The 19,955-nt window shown below is 48.4% G+C and carries 16 protein-coding genes; 14 read left to right on the top strand and 2 right to left on the bottom strand.

The window, feature by feature from the left end; genetic code table 11:
• Positions 1 to 42 precede the first annotated feature (42 nt).
• Positions 43 to 2,964 carry a collagenase gene (locus tag AB432_RS19585; RefSeq protein ID WP_048033706.1) on the bottom strand — a complete coding sequence of 974 codons (2,922 nt, stop codon included), beginning with the start codon at positions 2,962 to 2,964 and terminating at the stop codon, positions 43 to 45.
• 185 nt (positions 2,965 to 3,149) lie between these two features.
• On the opposite strand from AB432_RS19585, the gene AB432_RS30850 reads away from it, so the two are divergent.
• The 14 genes from AB432_RS30850 to AB432_RS19525 all read left to right on the top strand — a co-directional run bounded on the left by AB432_RS30850 (position 3,150) and on the right by AB432_RS19525 (position 19,790).
• Complete coding sequence (locus AB432_RS30850; protein ID WP_201265897.1) at positions 3,150 to 3,296, top strand: hypothetical protein; 147 nt, start codon at positions 3,150 to 3,152, stop codon at positions 3,294 to 3,296.
• A gap of 3 nt (positions 3,297 to 3,299) precedes the next feature.
• Entirely contained in the window at positions 3,300 to 3,920 is a 621-nt protein-coding gene (locus tag AB432_RS19580) for a DUF4912 domain-containing protein (RefSeq protein WP_048033705.1), read from the top strand.
• Positions 3,921 to 3,930: 10 nt separating this feature from the next.
• Positions 3,931 to 6,768 (top strand): 1,4-alpha-glucan branching protein domain-containing protein, encoded by a 2,838-nt coding sequence (locus AB432_RS19575; protein ID WP_048033704.1) that lies wholly within the window; start codon positions 3,931 to 3,933, stop codon positions 6,766 to 6,768.
• 30 nt (positions 6,769 to 6,798) lie between these two features.
• On the top strand, positions 6,799 to 9,204 hold the full coding sequence (locus AB432_RS19570; RefSeq protein ID WP_048033703.1) for a sugar phosphate nucleotidyltransferase: 2,406 nt from the start codon (positions 6,799 to 6,801) through the stop codon (positions 9,202 to 9,204).
• Positions 9,205 to 9,222: 18 nt separating this feature from the next.
• A complete protein-coding gene (locus tag AB432_RS19565) occupies positions 9,223 to 11,184 on the top strand; it encodes a glycoside hydrolase family 15 protein (RefSeq protein ID WP_048033702.1) in 1,962 nt (653 codons plus the stop codon).
• A gap of 19 nt (positions 11,185 to 11,203) precedes the next feature.
• The gene (locus tag AB432_RS19560) at positions 11,204 to 12,628 is read left to right on the top strand and encodes a phosphoglucomutase/phosphomannomutase family protein (protein WP_048033701.1); all 1,425 of its coding nucleotides are present in this window, start codon (positions 11,204 to 11,206) and stop codon (positions 12,626 to 12,628) included.
• A gap of 853 nt (positions 12,629 to 13,481) precedes the next feature.
• Entirely contained in the window at positions 13,482 to 14,123 is a 642-nt protein-coding gene (locus tag AB432_RS19555) for a serine/threonine-protein kinase (RefSeq protein WP_048033700.1), read from the top strand.
• A 77-nt stretch (positions 14,124 to 14,200) separates the two neighbouring features.
• Positions 14,201 to 14,650 (top strand): signal peptidase II, encoded by a 450-nt coding sequence (gene lspA / locus AB432_RS19550; protein WP_048033699.1) that lies wholly within the window; start codon positions 14,201 to 14,203, stop codon positions 14,648 to 14,650.
• 45 nt (positions 14,651 to 14,695) lie between these two features.
• A complete protein-coding gene (locus tag AB432_RS19545; RefSeq protein WP_048033698.1) occupies positions 14,696 to 15,625 on the top strand; it encodes an RluA family pseudouridine synthase in 930 nt (309 codons plus the stop codon).
• Positions 15,626 to 15,644: 19 nt separating this feature from the next.
• Positions 15,645 to 16,046 carry a VOC family protein gene (locus AB432_RS19540; protein ID WP_048033697.1) on the top strand — a complete coding sequence of 134 codons (402 nt, stop codon included), beginning with the start codon at positions 15,645 to 15,647 and terminating at the stop codon, positions 16,044 to 16,046.
• Positions 16,047 to 16,149: 103 nt separating this feature from the next.
• A complete protein-coding gene (locus AB432_RS31145) occupies positions 16,150 to 16,683 on the top strand; it encodes a TolB family protein (RefSeq protein WP_235617504.1) in 534 nt (177 codons plus the stop codon).
• An 18-nt stretch (positions 16,684 to 16,701) separates the two neighbouring features.
• On the top strand, positions 16,702 to 17,505 hold the full coding sequence (locus AB432_RS31140; RefSeq protein WP_235617503.1) for a hypothetical protein: 804 nt from the start codon (positions 16,702 to 16,704) through the stop codon (positions 17,503 to 17,505).
• A gap of 223 nt (positions 17,506 to 17,728) precedes the next feature.
• Positions 17,729 to 18,268, top strand: a complete 540-nt coding sequence (pyrR, locus tag AB432_RS19530) for a bifunctional pyr operon transcriptional regulator/uracil phosphoribosyltransferase PyrR (RefSeq protein WP_007728461.1) — start codon at positions 17,729 to 17,731, stop codon at positions 18,266 to 18,268.
• Between the two features lie 163 nt (positions 18,269 to 18,431).
• The gene (locus AB432_RS19525) at positions 18,432 to 19,790 is read left to right on the top strand and encodes a solute carrier family 23 protein (protein WP_048033696.1); all 1,359 of its coding nucleotides are present in this window, start codon (positions 18,432 to 18,434) and stop codon (positions 19,788 to 19,790) included.
• A gap of 14 nt (positions 19,791 to 19,804) precedes the next feature.
• On the opposite strand, the gene AB432_RS31335 is transcribed toward AB432_RS19525, so the two are convergent.
• A complete protein-coding gene (locus tag AB432_RS31335; RefSeq protein WP_256434910.1) occupies positions 19,805 to 19,936 on the bottom strand; it encodes a hypothetical protein in 132 nt (43 codons plus the stop codon).
• Positions 19,937 to 19,955: the final 19 nt, after the last annotated feature.

Genomic DNA, 19,955 nt, shown 5'->3' with positions numbered 1-19,955 from the left:
ACGATTTTTGCAGCTCGTTTGGGGGTGGTTTTGTTTTGCAAATTAGCGCTGCTTGGTCTCTACCGTATACACCACGTCTTCATTTTGATATTTGTACACATACAAGTAGTAACGGCCAGGCATTACTTGATAATGGGCACTTTGCAGATTTCCCTCTATCTCTTGCGGGTACGCTACAGGCTGATCTTGATTTCCCTCGTGGAATAGCATCCAAGTCACACCTTGTCCCTGCTGAGGATTCAGAGAAATACGTATTTCTTCTGGCTTATCTACTTGGAAGGCAAAGATATCTTGCCAGTCGTTTCCTTTCATGTCACCTGAAACAGTCGTACCTATCGGCAATGGACCATTTGCTTGCTCAGGAGAATCATTGCTCTCGTTTTCTTGATAGAGTTGCTCTTGCGGGCGATCTTCACCCGTAACCAATAACGTAAACGGTTGGTCCACTTGCTCTGTACGATACGTATAAGCAGTCACATAGTAAGTCCCCGGTTTCGCATCAAATGATCCGATCAGCTTGTTACCTTCACGCTTGGTGGGATAGGAGATGTAGTTCTCTCTATCGGACTCATGGAATACAAGCCACGCCACGCCATCCCCTTGCTTCGTTTCCATCTCAACTTGAAGCTGTTGGGCTGATTTCACATCGAGACGGAACTCCTGATTCGGTTTTTGTGGATGGATGATACCGGTGATCGGCTTACCTAATGAAATAGACGATTCCTCAGGATTTGGATTTGGCTGTTCCGTTTCGGAGCCATCTTCTTGAGCCAGCTTCCCGTGGAACACGACATCATAGGCAAATCGTCCATCTTTTGTCGTACGATAATTGGTGAAGTAGCTCGTAACCGTGTCATAGCCATTCCAGGAAAGATCCGATAGCTCCTTGAGGAATCCATCTGTGAGGCGGTTCATTTCTTGCCAATCCTGATATTCCCCTTGGGAAGCTCCTCCCGTATAGACCCCACGCAACGTGAAGCTGCGGAATTCTCCAGAGTCTTTTTCATCTGTTTTTACATCGGTCAGAGCGGCAGCCTCTGCGATTTTACGATAAACCTCTTCTTTGCTCGTTACGTCCACTTTTTGTAAGTAATCATCTGAAACGAGAGGGACATCCAACTCTTCATATTGGTCGATCAATTCTTCTAAGGTTTCTTGATAGCCACGTTCAAGAGCGCGATCACGGCTGAAATCTTCGATCAAGTCATCATAGGCAGATACATCATTGGAACGGATCGTATCATTGATTTTATCCAGACGAGCAAAATCATTCTTGAACAGATGGTACTGAAGCGCGAATGAATAGTCGTAGAATGCCAGGGTTCCGTATTTGGCACGCATCATATCGGCTGCTGTGTAATCGAGATAAGGCGATGCATTTCGGATATTGCCTACAACTGATTGGCGAGGCTTGATTCCTTCTGTTCGGGTAGCACCTGCGAAAAACTCAGCTCCGCCTTCTTCATACCAAGGCAAGCGGCTGTTTTCATAAATCTCTCCCTGTCCCCACATGCCCGGCACTTCATATCTGCCTTGCAAATAATGGACGAATTCATGACGGAACAGCTCTTCCAGACTGTAAATGCTTTGTTCTTTTGTCCGATCGTAGGTGAAGAAAGTACCTGTACCTTCAATGTAGATACCACCATTATCTGTGTCGTATCCGTACAAGAAGCGATTCATTTTATATTCATCAGGCGTATTGTAGATGACAATGGTCAGTACATCATCCGGATTACCGCTCTCAAGCTCCTTGTCATTCCCGATGACACGATGAAATTGTGCCTTCACTTCCTTAGATGCCCAATACAAGCGCTCAACCTGTTCTTCTGTTAGCTTATCTCCCGTTTTGAACACAACCGCTCCGTCATCAAAAGTAAATTGCTGTGGAAGATAATGCTTTTTCCCTTCTTTTTTCATTTCCTCGAGGTCGATTTTTTTACCATTGGCATCCTCGCCATATGTTTCCGCGATTTGTTGCGCGGCAGTGAAGTATGGCTCGCTCCACTTTTTATAAGTTTTCATCGCTTTCGTCAATATGTCGTTGGCTTTGTCTGGATCACTGTAGTAGCTTCCCAATTTCCCTGTGTAATACAAGGCATTGTTCGTTAACCATACGTGATCAGCGGAAGTCTCACCATTTTCCGCCATGTCAAAAATGGGGTCGAGAAATGCATCGATGTTGCTTTCCAGCTCATCTCTTTCTGAATCAGCGACTCCCCAAATCAGAACATAGCCAACACCTTGGAGGACGCTGTAAAAGGCCTCGCTTGCTTCGCGATCATCTGACCATTTATCCCGATTGTCGTTAAAGTCCTCCATTACTTTTGACAGAAGGCCGATTGTCTCAGAATCAACAGTCGTGTTGCTGATTAATTTTCCCGTAGAACTAATGATTTCATTTTGAGTCTTTGTACCTAAGGTGAAATTGGGATTGGTAGTTATTGCTTGAAGTGCTGGAATAATCTTTTCCTTATACTTTGGCTCCATCAAATATTTTAATTCATCATTGTAATACCCCAAGTAATAACCCGAACGCAAAACCTCTACATATGTATGTATGCCTTGCTCGTCATCCTTGGTAAAGTTCTTACCACTTTCTTGCAAGGCATCGATGATGGCCTGAACACGCTCCCGATCCTCATAAAATTCCTGGGTGTCGTCGTTGTAAGTAAACAGCTCAGGGATTTGCGTCCAACTGATTTCCTTCAACAATTCAACAAGCTCTGAATTGTCCAATGTTTTCAGATGCGAGATGCTGTACTTCTCCTGTTTGGCTGCTTGGCGCAACTGACTCTTCGACATGTTTTCCTGAACCGGTGTATGACCAAGCTGCGAATCATTGGGCTCTTGAGATGGGCTTGGCAGCGTGCTTTTGGCTTGAGCTGCTAGTGGCAAGCCTGCCGCTACCGTTGAAATTGCAATTGATCCTGCTGTTACCATGCTAATCCATGAATGATTCATTTCTTTTATGACTCCTTTTCAGTCTTTTTGGAAGTAGAAGTGAATATTTTATAGTATCGGTATCCAATATGAAAATCCTTACAAATAAAACAAAAGGTGAGGGAATATGGCTCTTTTTTCCTATTTGGCAAAAAGAAAAGAATGTCTAGAGAAGTAGCTTTGTAAGAATGAAAGGAGAGCGATTTTTGTTTGCCTATGACGAAAACCTGATTGTTGATCGACAAAAGAAGAAGGGATGTGCATCCAGCATTCGACAGTCTTTGTTAGCAGCATTGGCTATGATTGACATTGGGAAAGAACAGATAGGTGAAATTGGCGGAGGGGAGTGCTAGAAGATGCTGGAAAAAATTCTCGAACTGCGTTCACGATCCATGTCCATTACACAAATTGCCAAAGAGTGTGGTTTAACGATCGGTCAAGTTAAGTATCTCCTGCAAAAAGACCGTGTGAAGCCAGTGACACCACCTCCCGCTAGAACAGAATTAGAATGGCAATTGCCTGCGTTTTATGGTCGGGACATTGTCAAAGTCATGACACAAGGACCGACTGTGTTATTTATCTATTGGGAGATCACTTGGCCGCGCATGAGAATGGTCGCATCGTACCTGCAAGCCGATTATCGTCATATCCAGAAAGGCTTGCGTTTGTATGATGTAACGGAACGGTTATTTGATGGAAAAAATGCGCATTCCGTCCGAGATGTGCTCGTAGATGAAGAGGCTCATTCCTGGTACGTGAAAGATGTAGAGCCAGGACGTACATACATTGTTGATTTTGGTTTATATGAACACAATCGGTTTTGTCCGATTTTACGCTCGGAAACGGTAGTTACCCCGCAGAATTCAAAAGCTGGCTGGGGGGAGCCGTTAGTTGAGCCTGTCCACGATTCAGCTACACCCTCCTGGTTTGAGAACTTTTCCTCCTACTCGTTGTATACCAAAACATCAAATAAGTGAGGTGTCATTTGTGCACAAAGGTTATCTCTCCCTCGTGTTGCATGCCCATCAGCCTTATGTCCGACACGGGGATCGGGACGATCGCCTGGAAGAGCGCTGGGTGTATGAAGCCATGCTGGAATGCTATCTTCCCTTGCTCATGGTTTTCGACAAGCTCCTCTCAGACGGCATCGCTTTCCGTATGACCCTTGCTCTTTCTCCGACATTACTTTCCATGCTGGATGATGATCTGATCGTGACACGCTTTCGCACACATCTAGCGAAGACCGTTGAATTGGCCGGGAAGGAAGTCAAACGAACCGCAGCTCAACCCCAAGAACACCGTATCGCCAAAATGTACGTGGAGCGTTTTCGAAGCATCATTGCCTATTGCCGCAAGTGGGATTTTCAACTAATCAAGGCCTTTAGGCATTTCGCGGATAGTGGATGCCTCGAACTCATCACTTGCGCAGCCACACACTCCTTTTTGCCCTATGTGGAAACAGAAGAGGCGATTCGAGCTCAGCTTCAGGTGGGTATCGATACACACGAGCGGATTCTGGGAAGGCGTCCGAAGGGAATTTGGCTGCCAGAGTGCGGGTATACACCTGGACTGGATCGCTTGCTGAAAGAGGCAGGGCTTCGGTATTTCTTTGTAGACAGTCACACGATAGAGCATGCGACGCCTTTACCTCGCAGAGGGGGGTTCGCTCCCTTGTTCACGCCGCATGATGTAGCTGCCTTTGCCAGAGATGAAGAAGCTTCTCGCCAGGTATGGAGCTCGAACGATGGATATCCAGGGGACTATGACTATCGTGAATACTACCGGGATATTGGATTTGAAAGGGAGATGAGCTACATCGAGCCGTACATCCATCCTGATGGCATTCGGGTGCGTACTGGTTTGAAATACTATCGGATCACCGGAAAAGAAGGGGATAAAGACTGGTATGAGCCAAGCTGGGCGCGGGAAAAAGCAGCGTCACATGCGGGACACTTCCTGTATCACCGAGAGCGTCAAGTGGAGGAAGCTAGTCACTGGATGGATCGTATGCCGTTGGTCGTCGCCACTTATGATGCGGAGCTGTTTGGGCATTGGTGGTTCGAGGGTCCGCAGTTTTTGGATGACCTCATACGGAAAACGGTTTGTGATTCAAAAAAAGTGAAATTAATGACACCATCAGAATATTTGGAGAAGTATCCAGAGCAGGATCGCGGTCACTTGCCTATGTCTACATGGGGAAGAAATGGCTACGGAGAAGTCTGGCTGAACGAGAACAATGGCTGGATATACAGGCATCTGCATCAAGCAGAGCGGGAACTGATCGGAGCGATTACGACCTTTTCTGAGCAGAAAGGAGATCAGCTTTCTTTACGGTGCCTCAAGCAGGCTGCACGCGAATTGATGCTGGCCCAAAGCAGTGATTGGGCGTTTATTTTAGATGGTCAAACGGTCACCCGGTATGCAGTGCAACGCGTTCATGACCACTTGGTTCGCATGCGGGCCCTCTTGGCGATGTATCGAGAGCATCAACTGGATGAAGAGACAATTACACAAGCAGAAGCTGACTTTCCGGTCTTTCCTGACTTGGATATCACGTTCTATTTGCCTAAACAAACGCATAGAGTGAACGTATCGCGTCAATTGGTTGCGGCTACGCAAGATCAATCTTCGACAAAAACAGTGTTGATGCTTGCATGGGAATTTCCCCCTCATGTGGTAGGGGGGCTTGGTCGTGCTGTCTACGATCTCGCTAGGCATCTTGTCCAGCAAGGAATCGCGGTGCATGTGCTGACGCGTGCAACAGATTCATGCTCCATAGATGAGACGATGGAAGGGGTTCACGTACACCGTTTGCCTACGTACATACCCTCCGAACAAACTGACTTTCTGGCATGGGTGTTTCAACTAAATTTGGCGATGGTCGATGCTACCTCCCAGCTCTGGTCACTCGGGGTGCGACCAGATGTCATCCACGCTCACGATTGGCTTGTCGGCTGGGCTGCAATCGAACTGAAACAGAGGTACTCTCTTCCGCTCGTCAGCACGATTCATGCTTTGGAACATGGTCGGCATCAAGGCATTCATACACCGTTGCAGCAAAGGATTCATGAGTGTGAACGTACGCTAACACAAAGCTCTGACTCGATGATCGTTTGCAGCAAGTATATGGAGTCGGAAGTCATGCGGCTGTTTGGAACACCATCCTCCCGATTGCGGGTCATTCACAATGGTGTCGATCTGATTCCCCTACCGGATGTAAATCGGGAACAGCTTCGGCAGGAGTTGGCATTAGGCGATGGACCGGTCCTCTTTTTTATAGGGCGCTTGGTCCAGGAAAAAGGTGTTCACCTATTGTTGGAAGCCATGGTAAGGCTGCGCAATGAGTTTCCGCATGTGATGTTGCTTGTAGCTGGCAGAGGACCAATGCAAGACGAGTGGAAGCAGTTGGTTCATCAGATGGGACTTTCTGAGCAAGTCCACTTCTTGGGTTTTGTAGACGACGCAAGGCGAAATAAGCTGTTCGCCTTGGCTGATGTGGCGGTATTCCCGAGCTTGTATGAGCCTTTTGGAATTGTTGCACTGGAAGCGATGGCTTTGGGTACGCCAGTTCTTGTTGCGGATACGGGAGGGCTGAGGGAGATCGTTCGCCATGGAGAAAACGGCGCCATGATGTACACAGGCGACCCGGAATCGCTAACGAATCAACTCCGCTGGCTATTACGCGACCCTGATCAGCGGCATCAACTGGCCCAGACGGCTATGCGAGATGTTAAACAGTTTTATAACTGGACTCTTCTGACTAGTCAAACCATCGATCTATACCGTTCACTTGGCGTACCCGCGGAAATCGGCATGACAACATAGATTGCAACGATGAAGGAGGAAGAAAAGAAGATGAAGGCAGTAATCATGGCTGGAGGAAAAGGTACACGACTACGTCCGTTAACATGCCATACGCCAAAACCAATGGTGCCACTCTTAAACCGGCCTTGCATGGAGTACACGATTGATCTATTGAAAAAGCATGGGATTACAGAGATAGCAGTGACACTCCAGTATCTGCCTGATGTCATCCGCGATACGTTTGGTGATGGATCTCGCTACGGTGTTTCGCTCGCCTATTTTGAAGAAACAATTCCTTTGGGCACGGCAGGCAGCGTGAAAAACTGCGCAGATTTTCTCGATGAGCGCTTCGTCGTGATCAGTGGGGATACGTTGACAGACATCGATTTGTCGGCAGCCATACGTTTTCATGAGCAAAATAACGCATTGGCTACGTTGATTTTGACTCGTGTAGAAACACCGCTGGAATTCGGAGTTGTCATGACAGATGAGGGCGGACGCATTACCCGCTTTTTAGAAAAACCGAGCTGGGCGGAGGTTTTTAGCGATACGGTGAATACCGGGATATACGTCTGCGAGCCCGAGGTCTTGTCTTATATAGAAGAAGAGCGGGAAGTAGATTTCAGCAAGGAAATTTTCCCGTCCTTTTTAGAAGCAGCAAAGCCTCTATTCGGATATGAGGCAAGCGGTTATTGGTCTGATATTGGCTCTTTGGAGGTTTATCAGCAAGCCCAGTTTGATTTGCTGGATGGACGCGTACATCTCGAAATAAAAGCACAGGAAATCGCACCGCGCATTTTCTTGGAGAATGATGTTCGCATCGATTCATCGGTTCGTTTGGAAGGCCCTGTCTATATCAGTGAAAATGTACACTTGCAGGCTGGAGTTGCCGTTGGTGCTTATTCCATTCTGGGGAAAAATACCGTGATTTCTTCTGGTACGAAGCTGTCCAGGACGATCATTTGGGAAAACAGTGTCATTGGGAAAAAAACAGAGATCACAGGAACGACCCTCTGCCGCAACACCCGAATAGCAGATTGCGTACAACTCGGGGAAGGGGCGGTCATTGGAGATCAGTGCCTCATTGGGGCGAAGTCGGTGGTAAAGGCAGGGGTCAAAATTTGGCCAGATAAGGAAGTCGGGGAAAATGCGACTGTCACCACCTCTCTCATCTACGGTGCCAAGCAAACCAAAAATTTGTTTGGGACGCATGGAATCAAGGGCATTGGCAACGTTGACATCACGCCCGAATTCGTTACAAGACTTGCTGCTGCCTACGCGTACTTATTACAAGCGGGGGATAAAATTGCGCTCTCGGCATGCGCACACCCATTTGCTCAACTATTGAAGCATAGCATCATGACGAGTTTGTGCTCCTCCGGAATTGATACAGTCGATCTCGGGATTGGCAATTCCCCCTTGATTCGATACGGCGTGCGCTCCTTGGATTGCCAAGGCGGCATTCATATTTATATGGCAGAGCCAGTCGATGATAAAGAGATTGTCATCCAATTCATCGATCATGCGGGCTTGCCGATTTCTCGTGATAGGGAACGCAAAATTGAGAATGCTTACTGGCAAGAGACGTATGTTCGCAACCTGAATCGATTGGGAGCACTGAAAGTCGAGCATCAAGTACAAGAAGCTTATCTTCACGCTTTAGTCCAGCAGTTGAATGTATCGTCCATCCAGCGTCAGCGTTTCCATCTGCTGATCGATTGTGAACAGCGTTTTTTTCCGACTTTTCTTGCGCCACTCATGCATGCACTGGGAGTCAGTGCCCATTACAGTTCCATACAAGAAGGTATTCGTAAAAAGGGAGCGGATTTAGGGGTTCGACTCGATAAAAATGGCGAGCAATTTACCTTGTTTACCGAGCAGGGAGAGAAGCTCGCAAACGAACAGATCACGGCTCTGCAACTGCTGGCTTGCAGTGGTCAGCACCGGCGCATCGGTCTTCCTGTGAGTGCACCGATTGAATTGGAGCATATGGCCCAGCTATTGCAAATGGAGGTTGTACGGACCAAGGTCTCTCCACGTTCCATGATGGAGGTATCGAGCGAGCAGCGCTTTCATCCGATGTTTGATGCTGTGTACAGCCTCATGAGAATTCTTTCGTATCTCGCTTCTGAAGAAAAACCGCTCAGCGTTTTGCTTGATCTGTTGCCAGCTTGTCATATGGAGAAAAAGACTGTCTTTTGTCCATGGGCAGCAAAAGGGAAGGTCATGCGCAGAGTGATGGAAGAAAACAAAGGCAAGCTGCTGGAGCTCGTCGATGGAATCAAGGTATACGATTCGAACGGCTGGGTGCTGATTTTACCTGATTCAGAGGATTCGCACGTAAAAGTGATTTCGCAAGGGGCGACGGCAGAGACCGCAGCTACGCTTGCTTCTTCCTACGCGAGGCGAATTGCCGAATATCAGTTTCACGAAAAGAGAGAGATCGACAGCCTATAACGAAAAGGACGTGAAGGCATGCCGAGACCGCTCGTCGTCGGGAACGGAAAACTGCTGATTAATTTTGATGACAAGCTGCACATGCGAGATCTCTATTTTCCGTATGTTGGTCAGCTAAATCATGTCGGGGGACACTTTAGCAAGCTAGGGATATGGGTGCAAGGTCGTTTTTCCTGGCTGGATGAAGACGGCTGGACGCGGAAGCTCGGATACGGACAGGAGTCTTTGGTGACAGATGTTCATGCGCATCATGAACATCTGGGCATCTCCTTGCAAATTGCAGATGGGGTGCATCAGCGAGATCCGATTTACTTGAAAAAGGTGTGCGTTCGGAATTTGACGAGCGAGGTGCGGGAGGTCAGGCTGTTTTTTAATCACGATTTCAGCTTGAATGAGACGGAGGTAGGGGATACCGCTGTTTTTGAGCCCATCCTGCGCACCATTTATCACTACAAGCGCAATGTGTACATCATGGCGAATGGAAAAACGGATACGGGTGGGATCGATCAATATAGCGTCGGGATCAAGCGGTTCAACTATGCGGAGGGGACCTGGAGGGACGCGGAGGATGGTCTTTTGTCCGGAAATCCGATTGCACAAGGCTCCGTAGATAGTACAATCTCTTTTTCCCTCATCCTGCAACCCAAAGAAGAGAAGGCACTCTTTTACTGGATGTGCATTGGTGAATCGTATGAGGATGTTAAAGTATTGAACCAGTATGTACTTGAAAGTGATCCGGAACGTTTGCTCAGTCGGGTCGCGGTGTATTGGCAGCGTTGGGTCAATAAAGAAGAGCGGGACTTTGCTGATCTTCCGGCAGAGGTTGTCAATCTGTACAAGACCAGCTTGCTTCTCGTGCGCACGCAAATTGATCAGAACGGAGCTATTCTCGCTGCGAATGACTCGGATATTCTCCAATTCAATCGCGACCATTACAGCTACATGTGGCCAAGAGATGGGGCATTAATTGCGAGTGCGATGGCGAAAGCGGGCTATACGGGAGTGGTCGCACCATTTTTCCGATTTTGCGCGGACGCCTTGAATAAGGAAGGGTATTTGCTACACAAGTACAATCCAGACGGGTCTGTCGGCTCCAGTTGGCATCCGTATATGGTCGACGGAGAGGTTCAGCTCCCGATTCAGGAGGATGAGACGGCGCTCGTGCTGTACGCGCTCTGGGAGCAATACAAGAGCGGCAAGCAAATTGAAGACTGCCAGGCGCTCTATCCCACGCTGGTTCGTCCGGCAGCTCGCTTTTTGCTGGCGTATGTCCATCCAGAGCTACAGCTCCCAAAACCAAGCTACGACTTATGGGAAGAGCGACGGGGAATTTTTACGTTTACCAGTGCTACGGTTTTTGCAGGCTTAATGGCTGCGGCTCGTTTCGCCCAGTTGTTCGGGGATGATCGGCGGTACAAACGCTACGCAGAAGGGGCAGAGCGCATTCGTGAGGCAATGGAAAAACATCTGTACGACCCTGAAATCGGGCGTTTTTTGCGTGGGATTTATGTAAGATCAGATGGGAGTATCGAAAAAGATTTCACGGTGGAGAGCAGCTTGTTCGCCTTGTTTGCGCTTGATGTGTTTTCTGTAGATGATCCGAGAGTGGAGCGGACCATGGAAGCTGTCAAAAAGAGTTTGCGGGTAGATACTTCGATCGGTGGAATTGCTCGCTATCAAGGGGACTACTATTTCAAAAAATCACATGACACGGCGAAGGTGCCGGGAAATCCATGGATCATTTGCACCTTATGGGTGGCTGATTGGGAAATTGCCAAAGCAAAATCACTCGATGAACTCCAAGAGCCAAAGAACAGACTGGCCTGGGTCGTACGCCATGCTCTACAAAGTGGCGTGCTATCCGAACAGCTCGATCCGTATACAGGTGCTCCCGTATCCGTTGCACCGCTGACATGGTCGCATGCTACTTATGTTGCCACTGTTTTGCGTTATTTGGAAAAGGTGAATGAGTTGCGGTAACGAGGGGAGAGATGAGGAGATGACAACGATCCGTTTCGGTACGGACGGTTGGCGTGACATAATCGCAGATGGCTTTACTGTCGAGAATGTCCGCATTGTCGCACAAGCCATCGCCAGCTATACCAAAGAAATCGGACAACAGGAGCAGCCTGTTTTGGTCGGGCACGACACGCGGTTTTTGGGGAGACGCTTCGCGGAGGAGGTTGCAGCAGTCCTGACCGCAAATGACATTCGTACCTATTTGGTGAACGAAGCTGCACCAACGCCTGCCGTAGCCTTTGGCGTGAAGCATTTTGCAGCGAGTGGCGCAATCATGATCACGGCCAGTCACAATCCACCCGAATATAACGGCATCAAATACATTCCAGAGTATGCTGGACCTGCAACGCCTGCGATCACGCAAAGATTGGAAGAGTGGATCACCGAAACCTGCCAGACGAAATCGGTACGCACGATTTCCCTCGCGGAAGCAAAGGCCCGCAAGCTGCTGCAAGTCATTGTGCTGCGTCCTCATTACGAGGCGCATCTTAGACGGATGATAAACATGGATGTTTTGCGAAACGCTTCCTTGTCCGTCGTTGTCGATGCCATGCATGGTGCAGGTATGGGGTATGTAAGCGGTTTTTTATCAGAGGTGGGGGTGAAAAACGTCGGAATCCGAGAAGTCCCGGATGCGGCATTTGGAGGAGATTTGCCCGAGCCAAACGATCAGCATTTGCATTTACTAAAAAAAGAGGTTGTAGAACGCCAAGCCTCTCTTGGTCTTGCCAATGACGGAGATGCGGATCGCTTCGGAGTCGTCGACCGCTTCGGACAGTACATCACGCCAAACGAAGCACTCGTGCTCCTAACCTATCATTTGCGAAAAAATCGTGGCTTGACCGGACGGATTGTCAGAACAGTAGCAACCACGCATCTATTGGATCGGATGGCTGAGCATTATGGTCTTGAACTGGTGGAGACGCCGGTCGGCTTCAAGTACGTAGGGGAGGAAATGCGCAAAGGTGACGTGCTCATCGGCGGAGAAGAAAGTGGCGGGGCCAGTATTCTCGGTCATATCCCGGAGAAGGACGGCGTACTCATCAATTTGTTGCTCGCCGAGATGTGTGCGTATGAAAACAAAGGAATCGATCAAATATTGCGAGATGTATACGAGCAGTTCGGCGAGCTGTTCCATACGCGGCTTGATATGAAATTGCCGGAAAAAGATCAATGGGTACAGCAAATGATCGCCAAGCCACCTGCACTCATTGGCCCTTATCAGGTTTTGGAGATTCAACGAGTGGACGGGGTCAAGCTGTTGCTCGAGGAAGGACATTGGGTCTTGATCCGTCCGTCTGGCACAGAACCGTTGGTACGCATCTATTGTGAAGCAACGAATGCGACGGCTTTACAGAAGCTTCAAGATGCGATTCATGAATGGTTTTTGGAAATTAATGTGTAGATTCCGAAGGGGAGAGCCTGCATGGATGTGCTAGGTTCTTCTTTTTTTAAAGGCTTCTGTTATGTGGCTGCGGTGAAGAGAAGAATATTTCCAGTCTAGGCTCCAGGCTCCGTCCTGCTGGGGGCTGAGACTGTCCGCTCCGAAGGGATTCGCGGGGAAACGCAAAAGTGGTAGCCGCTACGTCGCGTGGGCACGTTGCGTTTCTTTTGCCCGCTCATCCCTTCTCCGCTGGGTCGGACTCCACAAGTCGCTACGTCTGGAAATATTCTTCTCTGTCGTAACTTGTTACATTCTTCAATCTTTTAAGGATTTAAAAACCCGTTTAACACGGAAAGCTCGTAGAGGAAACAGGAGAAAAAAGCGAAGATCTTAGGGACACCGACCGAGGCGCAATGAAAAAAAGGGAAACAAGCCCTTAGCGTCCACCTCTGAGATACCCCTAGAATGGACGACTTTGGACGCGGGTTTCACTTTTTTTCATGGAGCCGGGCAGTCAATCCCACAGAGGGTGGACCTAGAATCTGAGCGTTTTCTCCTATTTCCTCCCCAGCACTACAGCAACGTACCAACGACGTATTTCTAAATGAATCAGATAGAATCATTCGTTATACACTACATCAAACAGGTATGATTGGTGGACATTCACTACCCATTTACCAAATCAAAAAAATGAGGTATTCTTGTCCATATGCAATCCTTTCATTGGAATCGGACAGGACTTCCTGGCCTCACCAGTGTAAAGGATTTTTTGCCCCTTATAGGAAGTGTCTGAATGATCGTAGTAGATGAACCTTCATTAATTTTGTTTTAACGTAGTTCGAAGTCGGTAACTGATGAGAGATGATGAGAAACGATGCGGATCGATCAGCATATATTGCAAGCTTTTTTACAGGAAGTTCAAGTGGAGAGTCTGTCACCGGATGACCCAGTCGTCGTGCACCACACGCCGTACCCGTGGGAGCTGGTCGGTACCGGCAATTATGCTGCCGTATTTGCCCACCCGGACTATCCGAAGGTAGTGATCAAGCTGTACGCACCTGGAAGACCAGGAGCCGAACAGGAAATCGAAGTCTATCGCAAGCTTGGGGAGACTCGTTCCTTCCCCATCTGTTATGATTATGGGGAAGGATACTTGGTCATTACGCGGATGAACGGTATCCCCCTGTTTGACTGTGTTCGCTTTGGTATTCCGATTCCTCCGCAGGTGATTGAAGACGTGGAGGAAGCGCTAGAAGAGGCGCGCAGGAAGGGGTTGTTTCCGCACGATGTCCATGGGAAAAATGTGTTAATGGATCAGGGACGAGGTTATCTGATTGACGTATCGGATTACTATGTCAATGATACAGACACGAAATGGCGTGATTTACGCAAGGCGTATTACAAGGTGTATCTGCCATTTATCAAGGATCGTGGATGGAAAATCCCATTGTGGATGCTGGAAGGCGTACGCAAAGGCTATCGACTGTACAAAAAAGGAAAGCGCTTGTTCACCTAGGCTGTCTCTGGTAAAATGATCATTTGACATTGTGTTTGTACAGTTGCTGGTCGAAGCAGAATAAGGAGGACATTCCATTGTTGTACTATCTCATTGCGGCAGTAATTATTGCGCTTGATCAGTTTACAAAGTATTTAGTCGTGAAGTATATGGAATTGGGAGAATCCATTCCTTTGATCGCGGACGTATTTCATCTAACTTCCCATCGAAACATGGGAGCGGCGTTTGGCATCCTGCAAAATCGACGTTGGTTTTTTATTGTCATCACCACTATCGTTGTGATTGGGATTGTCATCTCCTTGATTCGCTTGGGAAAAAAACAACCTCGTGCATCGTTGGCGCTGTCATTGGTCTTGGGTGGAGCCGTCGGGAATTTCATTGATCGTGCGATGACCGGTCAAGTTGTAGATTTTCTCGATTTTACGTTGATTAACTTCCCGATCTTTAACGTGGCTGATATGGCCATCACGATTGGTGTGGGGATTTTGCTTCTCGATGTTTTTCTGGATGGGAAGAAAAACAGATAGTCATGAGAATAATAGTGGGAAAGCTCGGATAGGTGGAGAACATACATGAATGACACGCAATTATTTGAACGTTACGATTGGACGGTAGAGCCAGCAGATACGAGCGAGCGCATCGACAAGTTTATCACGCTGCAAAATGAAGATTGGTCCCGTTCACAGGTGCAGGCTTGGGTGAAGGAAGGCCGTGTCACTGTAAATGGTGAACCGATCAAAAACAACTACAAGCTGCAGGCAGAGGACGAAGTGACCCTCCGTGTTCCGCCGCCAAAAGAAATGGCGATCCAGCCAGAAGAGATGTCGCTTGATATTGTATACGAGGATAGCGATGTCGTGGTCGTGAATAAACCACGTGGTCTCGTCGTGCATCCTGCTCCTGGTCATTACAGTGGGACACTCGTTAATGGACTTTTGGCTCATTGCAAGGATTTGTCCGGAATCAATGGCGTTTTGCGTCCGGGAATTGTGCATCGCATTGACAAGGATACATCCGGCCTGTTGATGGTAGCCAAAAACGACAAGGCTCACATGGGTTTGGCTGAACAATTGAAAGCACATACGGTAAACCGGAAGTATGTCGCGATTGTTCATGGTGTCATCCCGCATGAAATGGGAACGATTGAAGCGCCGATCGGGCGCGATCCGAAAAATCGCCAGCAAATGGCCGTCGTCTTTGAAAACAGCAAGCCGGCTGTTACGCATTTTATCGTGCTGGAGCGTTTCAAGGAGTACACGTTGGTGGAATTGAAACTCGAAACAGGACGTACCCATCAAATTCGCGTACACATGAAGTACATTGGCTATCCACTGGCGGGCGATCCGAAATACGGTCCGAAAAATACGTTGGAGCTCGATGGACAAGCTCTACATGCGAAAACACTGGGCTTCATCCATCCCCGTACCGGAGAACAGCTCGAGTTCGAAGCACCAATGCCGAAGGAAATGCTTGACGTCATCGAAGTTCTCAGACAAGCGTAAGAGAACAGGAGGAATAGCTGTGCTAAAAAGATTAGCGCATGTGACGCTGTACGTTCACGATTGTGAAGAGGCATTGCGGTTTTACACGGAAAAACTCGGTTTTGAAAAACGCATGGATTCTCGTATGGATGATGGTTCTCGGTGGCTCACTGTCGGTCTTCCAGGGGAGGAGATAGAGATCGTATTGCATGACCCTACCCATTGGCATCGGGAAGACGTTGCGCAGGAAATGCTTCGTCAGGTCGGCAAAAATCCAATGTGGGTTTGGCAGACGGATGATTTTGGGTCTACATACGAAACACTGCGTCAACGTGGCGTGAAGTTTGTGAGTGAACCAAGCGAAGTGATGTATGGCATTGAGGTTGTTTTCGAGGATCTGTATGGCAATCGTTTTTTGTTGTTGCAGCCAGTCTTCCTATGATACTTACATAATGGCAGTTGGATTGGAAAACGCTAGTAGAGAGCTTATTACTTTCTTCTGGCGTTTTTTATCATTCAATAGAGAGTGTAAGGAGTGAATGCATGTGAACGGAAAATGGGGGAAGCGGATCAGCCTTTTTGTCCTTTTGGTTGTACTTGTCACAGCAAACGGTGAAGCAAAGGTGGCAGCCCAAAGCCAACAGCCAGAGCGTGTGAACAAGGAAATAAGCGTTCCGGCAAAAATTGCATTTACGAGCAACCAGCATTTGTTTTTGGTGGATGGACGGGATGCGACGGGAAAGATAATGCAAATCACCAAGGATGGCTATGCACAGATCGTAGGCTGGTCGTCAGATGGCAAGTGGCTCCTGTTCGTAAAATACAAAGGCAACGACAATTACTCGACACCAGGCTACGTGTGGATCGTCAGAGCTGACGGCAGCCAAGCTGTGCAGGTAGACGAGCGAGCGGTTTTTGAAACGCCAAAATGGTCCCCGAAAGCGAACAAGCTAGCGTACACGGTAAATATCGGTAGTAATGAAGCGCCAAGACCATTGCTGATAGTAAAAGACGTCCATGAGCAGGGAGAATTAGCCTTGCAAAGTACAACGAAGGCTGATTTCGCAGATTTTGCCTGAATGCCAGGTGGGGAAACCATGCTTGTCTCGCTACCTGCCGAAAAAAATAAGCCGATGACGCTGGCCTTGCGCACGCTTGCAGGTAAAACGTTGGCTGCCTACCCGATTGCAGAACCGCCAAAAGTGGAGGAAGGTATCTACCCATGGGCAGCGACAGGCTTACAAGTATCCCCGGATGGGAAGGCTGTGGCCTACTTTGTCCGGTATAATTCCGGCTCCTTGTCTGCTGATGGCGTACCTATTCAACAGTTTGATTTGACACAGCCTGCCAAAAAGCCAATAGTGCTCGGTACTGGATTGGCTTATCCTGATTGGCTTGCCTGGACACCAAATGGCGAACAGCTCGCTTTTGTCGATGGCACTGACCGAATCGCCACGACTAACAAGCAGGTGAAGCTGGCCGATCGAGCAGGAAAGGTCAAAACAGTCAGCCCTGGTCCAGTGGTGGTAGACACTTATCCGGTATGGATTCCAAAAGCTCCGTACACGCTGCTTTTCACTAGAGGCTTGGCTACAGCGTATTCGTATGATCCCAAAAAGGTCATGGTACCGGAACAAGGCATCTGGCGACGGTCCGCAGGTGGAGCAGAGCAGCAGGTGACAAAAGGGGAAGCGCATACAGCAGACTACTATCCTGCACCGTCTCCAGATGGGAAACTGCTACTTTTCTTGCGTTTGGATCGAGCGGAGCATGGCTCCCTGTTTATCCAAGGAATTGGCGAGGATGCGGACAAACAAGTCGAGCTGATCAAAGACATTACAGGAGACATTGGGTATTATGCGAATTACTTGCCACCCTGGGTCAGCGTCTATTGGGAATAGTTAGACTTTTTTGGGCTGCATTGACACCCGTCCAGAATCGTGACATAATTCTACATGACGAATGGAACCTTTAAATCCAGTCCAGTGAGGCTGGCAAGGGCACGGAATGACAAACAGGCGGGACTCTTACAGTCCGGTCAGTTTGTCCGAGGGCTTCTTGTCTCCTGACAAGGAGCCTTTTTTCGTAAGGTCCACTGTTCCCGTCGAGAAGGGGGATATTGAGATGATCAACAAAAGCGTCATTATGGATGAAGCGGCAATCCGCCGCGCGCTCACTCGAATCGCACATGAAATTATCGAGCGAAACAAAGGCGTCGAGGATCTCATTATCGTGGGTATTAAGACCAGAGGGATCTACCTCGCACAACGTCTTGTGGAAAGAATCGAAATGATTGAAAATGTGAAAGTCCCAGTCGGTGAGCTGGACATTACGTTCTATCGTGACGATCTGCAACACAAGTCCGAAGATGCCATTTTGCAAGGCTCCAAGCTCCCGGATCAAATCACAGGCAAGACTGTGATTCTGGTGGATGATGTTCTCTACACAGGAAGAACCGTGCGTGCCGCATTGGATGCACTGATTGACAACGGTCGCCCACGAATGATTCAACTGGCTGTTCTGGTTGATCGCGGTCACCGCGAACTGCCAATCCGCCCTGACTTCGTCGGAAAAAACCTCCCAACTGCTCGAACGGAAATTGTCGATGTACAATTGGCAGAAGTGGACGTTATGGACATTGTGTCCATCCGACAGCTACTGTAAAAATAAAATATCTCCTCTTTAAAAACGATCCCGTGAGGTCGGCAAGAGGCAAGAAACTTCCCATGAGCATGGCGAAGCTAGCCTCTTTGTGTCCGCACAAAGAGGTTTTTTGTATAAAAAGAAGCTTTTTGAATGAAAGAAACAACACAGGGGGCATACAGGCATGAGCCAAAAAAATTACATCGATGTAGACGAAACACCACATATTTCGCGATTGCTGCCACTTAGTATTCAACATTTGTTTGCGATGTTCGGCTCGACTGTACTCGTACCGATCTTGACGGGTCTGGATGTTGCAACCGCCCTCTTGGCGAGCGGGATCGGGACACTCCTGTTCCTGTGGATCACCAAAGGAAAGCTTCCGAACTATCTCGGTTCTTCCTTCGCCTTCATTGGTCCGATTATCGTCGTGAGTCAATCGCATGGCGTAGGGACGGCACTCTTAGGCTGCTTCCTTTCCGGGATTGTGTACATCATCGTCGCCGGGATCGTGAAGAAGGCAGGAGTCAAATGGCTCGATCGGGTACTGCCACCAGTTGTCATCGCATCCGTCATCGTTGTAATCGGTCTGAGCCTGGCTGGTGTAGCAGTAGACATGGCAACGAAAGTCACTGTAGACGGTCAATCGCAAATGTCACTGACTTCCATTGAAATCTCGCTCGTTACTGTGGTCATAACAGTTCTTGCAGCGGTCATGTTGCGTGGTTTCCTTGGTCTTATCCCAATCTTGATCGGAATGGTTTCAGGTTATGTATACACACTGCTGCGTCACCCTGATCTGATTCATTTTCAAACAGTGAAAGATGCTCCTTGGGTTGTTGGATTCAGTGAAATGTTTACCTCCCACTTCAAATTCGCAGAGGTGACGAGTGCAATGGCGAATCCGAGCGCATGGATCGCTGCCCTGGTTATCGCACCAGTCGCTTTCGTCACACTGGCAGAGCATCTGGGTCACTTACTGGTAACGAGTAAAGTTATGGATCGTGATTTGATGAAAGACCCTGGACTGCACCGCAGCTTACTTGGGGATGGGGTTGCTACATCACTCGCTGCGATTATGGGCGGTCCACCTGCAACGACGTACGGTGAGAACATCGGAGTCCTTGCGATTACAAAGGTATACAGCCGCGTCGTCATCGGTTTCGCAGCCGTTCTCGCGATTATGTTTGCCTTCGCAGGTAAGGTCAGTGCCTTCTTGATGACGATCCCAACACCGGTACTTGGCGGTGTCTCCATCATCCTGTTTGGTATCATCGCGGCACAAGGCTTGCGGATGTACGTCGAGCACAAAGTGAATTTTGCAGACAAGCGCAACATGATTCTCGCAGCGGTCATCCTGGTGACGGGAATCGGCGGATACAAAATCAGTTTTGCAGGTACAGGTATCGCTTTCCTGAACGATCTGACCATCGATAATATCGCACTCTCTACCTTCCTGGGAATCATTCTGCACCTGATCCTTCCAGGAAAAGAGTCTGCGATGGGAGATGCGCACCACGAAGAACAAAAACAAATAGCCTAAACGTTCCCAATCCTTTAAATCCAGTCCAGAGAGGCTGGCAAGGCAAAGAACGCTGTTTTGGCTGCCCAAAAAAGGCACTCAACCAGCTTCTTGTCTCGCTTGCCTCCAGATGCAAAGCGATGCCAAGAAGCTTTTTCTTTTAACATGAAAGAATCGGAGGGATTC

It is taken from the genome of Brevibacillus brevis (genome assembly GCF_001039275.2).
Lineage (GTDB): Bacteria > Bacillota > Bacilli > Brevibacillales > Brevibacillaceae > Brevibacillus > Brevibacillus brevis_C.
Note: the sequence above shows the minus strand (reverse complement) of the source record. Positions and strands in the feature narration are given on the sequence as shown.

Excerpts from the sequence above, each read along its gene's own strand:
- AB432_RS19565 (WP_048033702.1), top strand. The coding sequence starts at position 9,223 with ATGCCGAGACCGCTCGTCGTCGGGAACGGAAAACTGCTGATTAATTTT.
- AB432_RS19585 (WP_048033706.1), bottom strand. The coding sequence starts at position 2,964 with ATGAATCATTCATGGATTAGCATGGTAACAGCAGGATCAATTGCAATT.
- AB432_RS19545 (WP_048033698.1), top strand. The coding sequence starts at position 14,696 with ATGAATGACACGCAATTATTTGAACGTTACGATTGGACGGTAGAGCCA.
- AB432_RS31335 (WP_256434910.1), bottom strand. The coding sequence starts at position 19,936 with ATGTTAAAAGAAAAAGCTTCTTGGCATCGCTTTGCATCTGGAGGCAAG.
- AB432_RS19555 (WP_048033700.1), top strand. The coding sequence starts at position 13,482 with ATGCGGATCGATCAGCATATATTGCAAGCTTTTTTACAGGAAGTTCAA.
- AB432_RS31140 (WP_235617503.1), top strand. The coding sequence starts at position 16,702 with ATGCTTGTCTCGCTACCTGCCGAAAAAAATAAGCCGATGACGCTGGCC.
- AB432_RS19560 (WP_048033701.1), top strand. The coding sequence starts at position 11,204 with ATGACAACGATCCGTTTCGGTACGGACGGTTGGCGTGACATAATCGCA.
- AB432_RS19525 (WP_048033696.1), top strand. The coding sequence starts at position 18,432 with ATGAGCCAAAAAAATTACATCGATGTAGACGAAACACCACATATTTCG.
- AB432_RS19580 (WP_048033705.1), top strand. The coding sequence starts at position 3,300 with ATGCTGGAAAAAATTCTCGAACTGCGTTCACGATCCATGTCCATTACA.
- AB432_RS19570 (WP_048033703.1), top strand. The coding sequence starts at position 6,799 with ATGAAGGCAGTAATCATGGCTGGAGGAAAAGGTACACGACTACGTCCG.
- pyrR (WP_007728461.1), top strand. The coding sequence starts at position 17,729 with ATGATCAACAAAAGCGTCATTATGGATGAAGCGGCAATCCGCCGCGCG.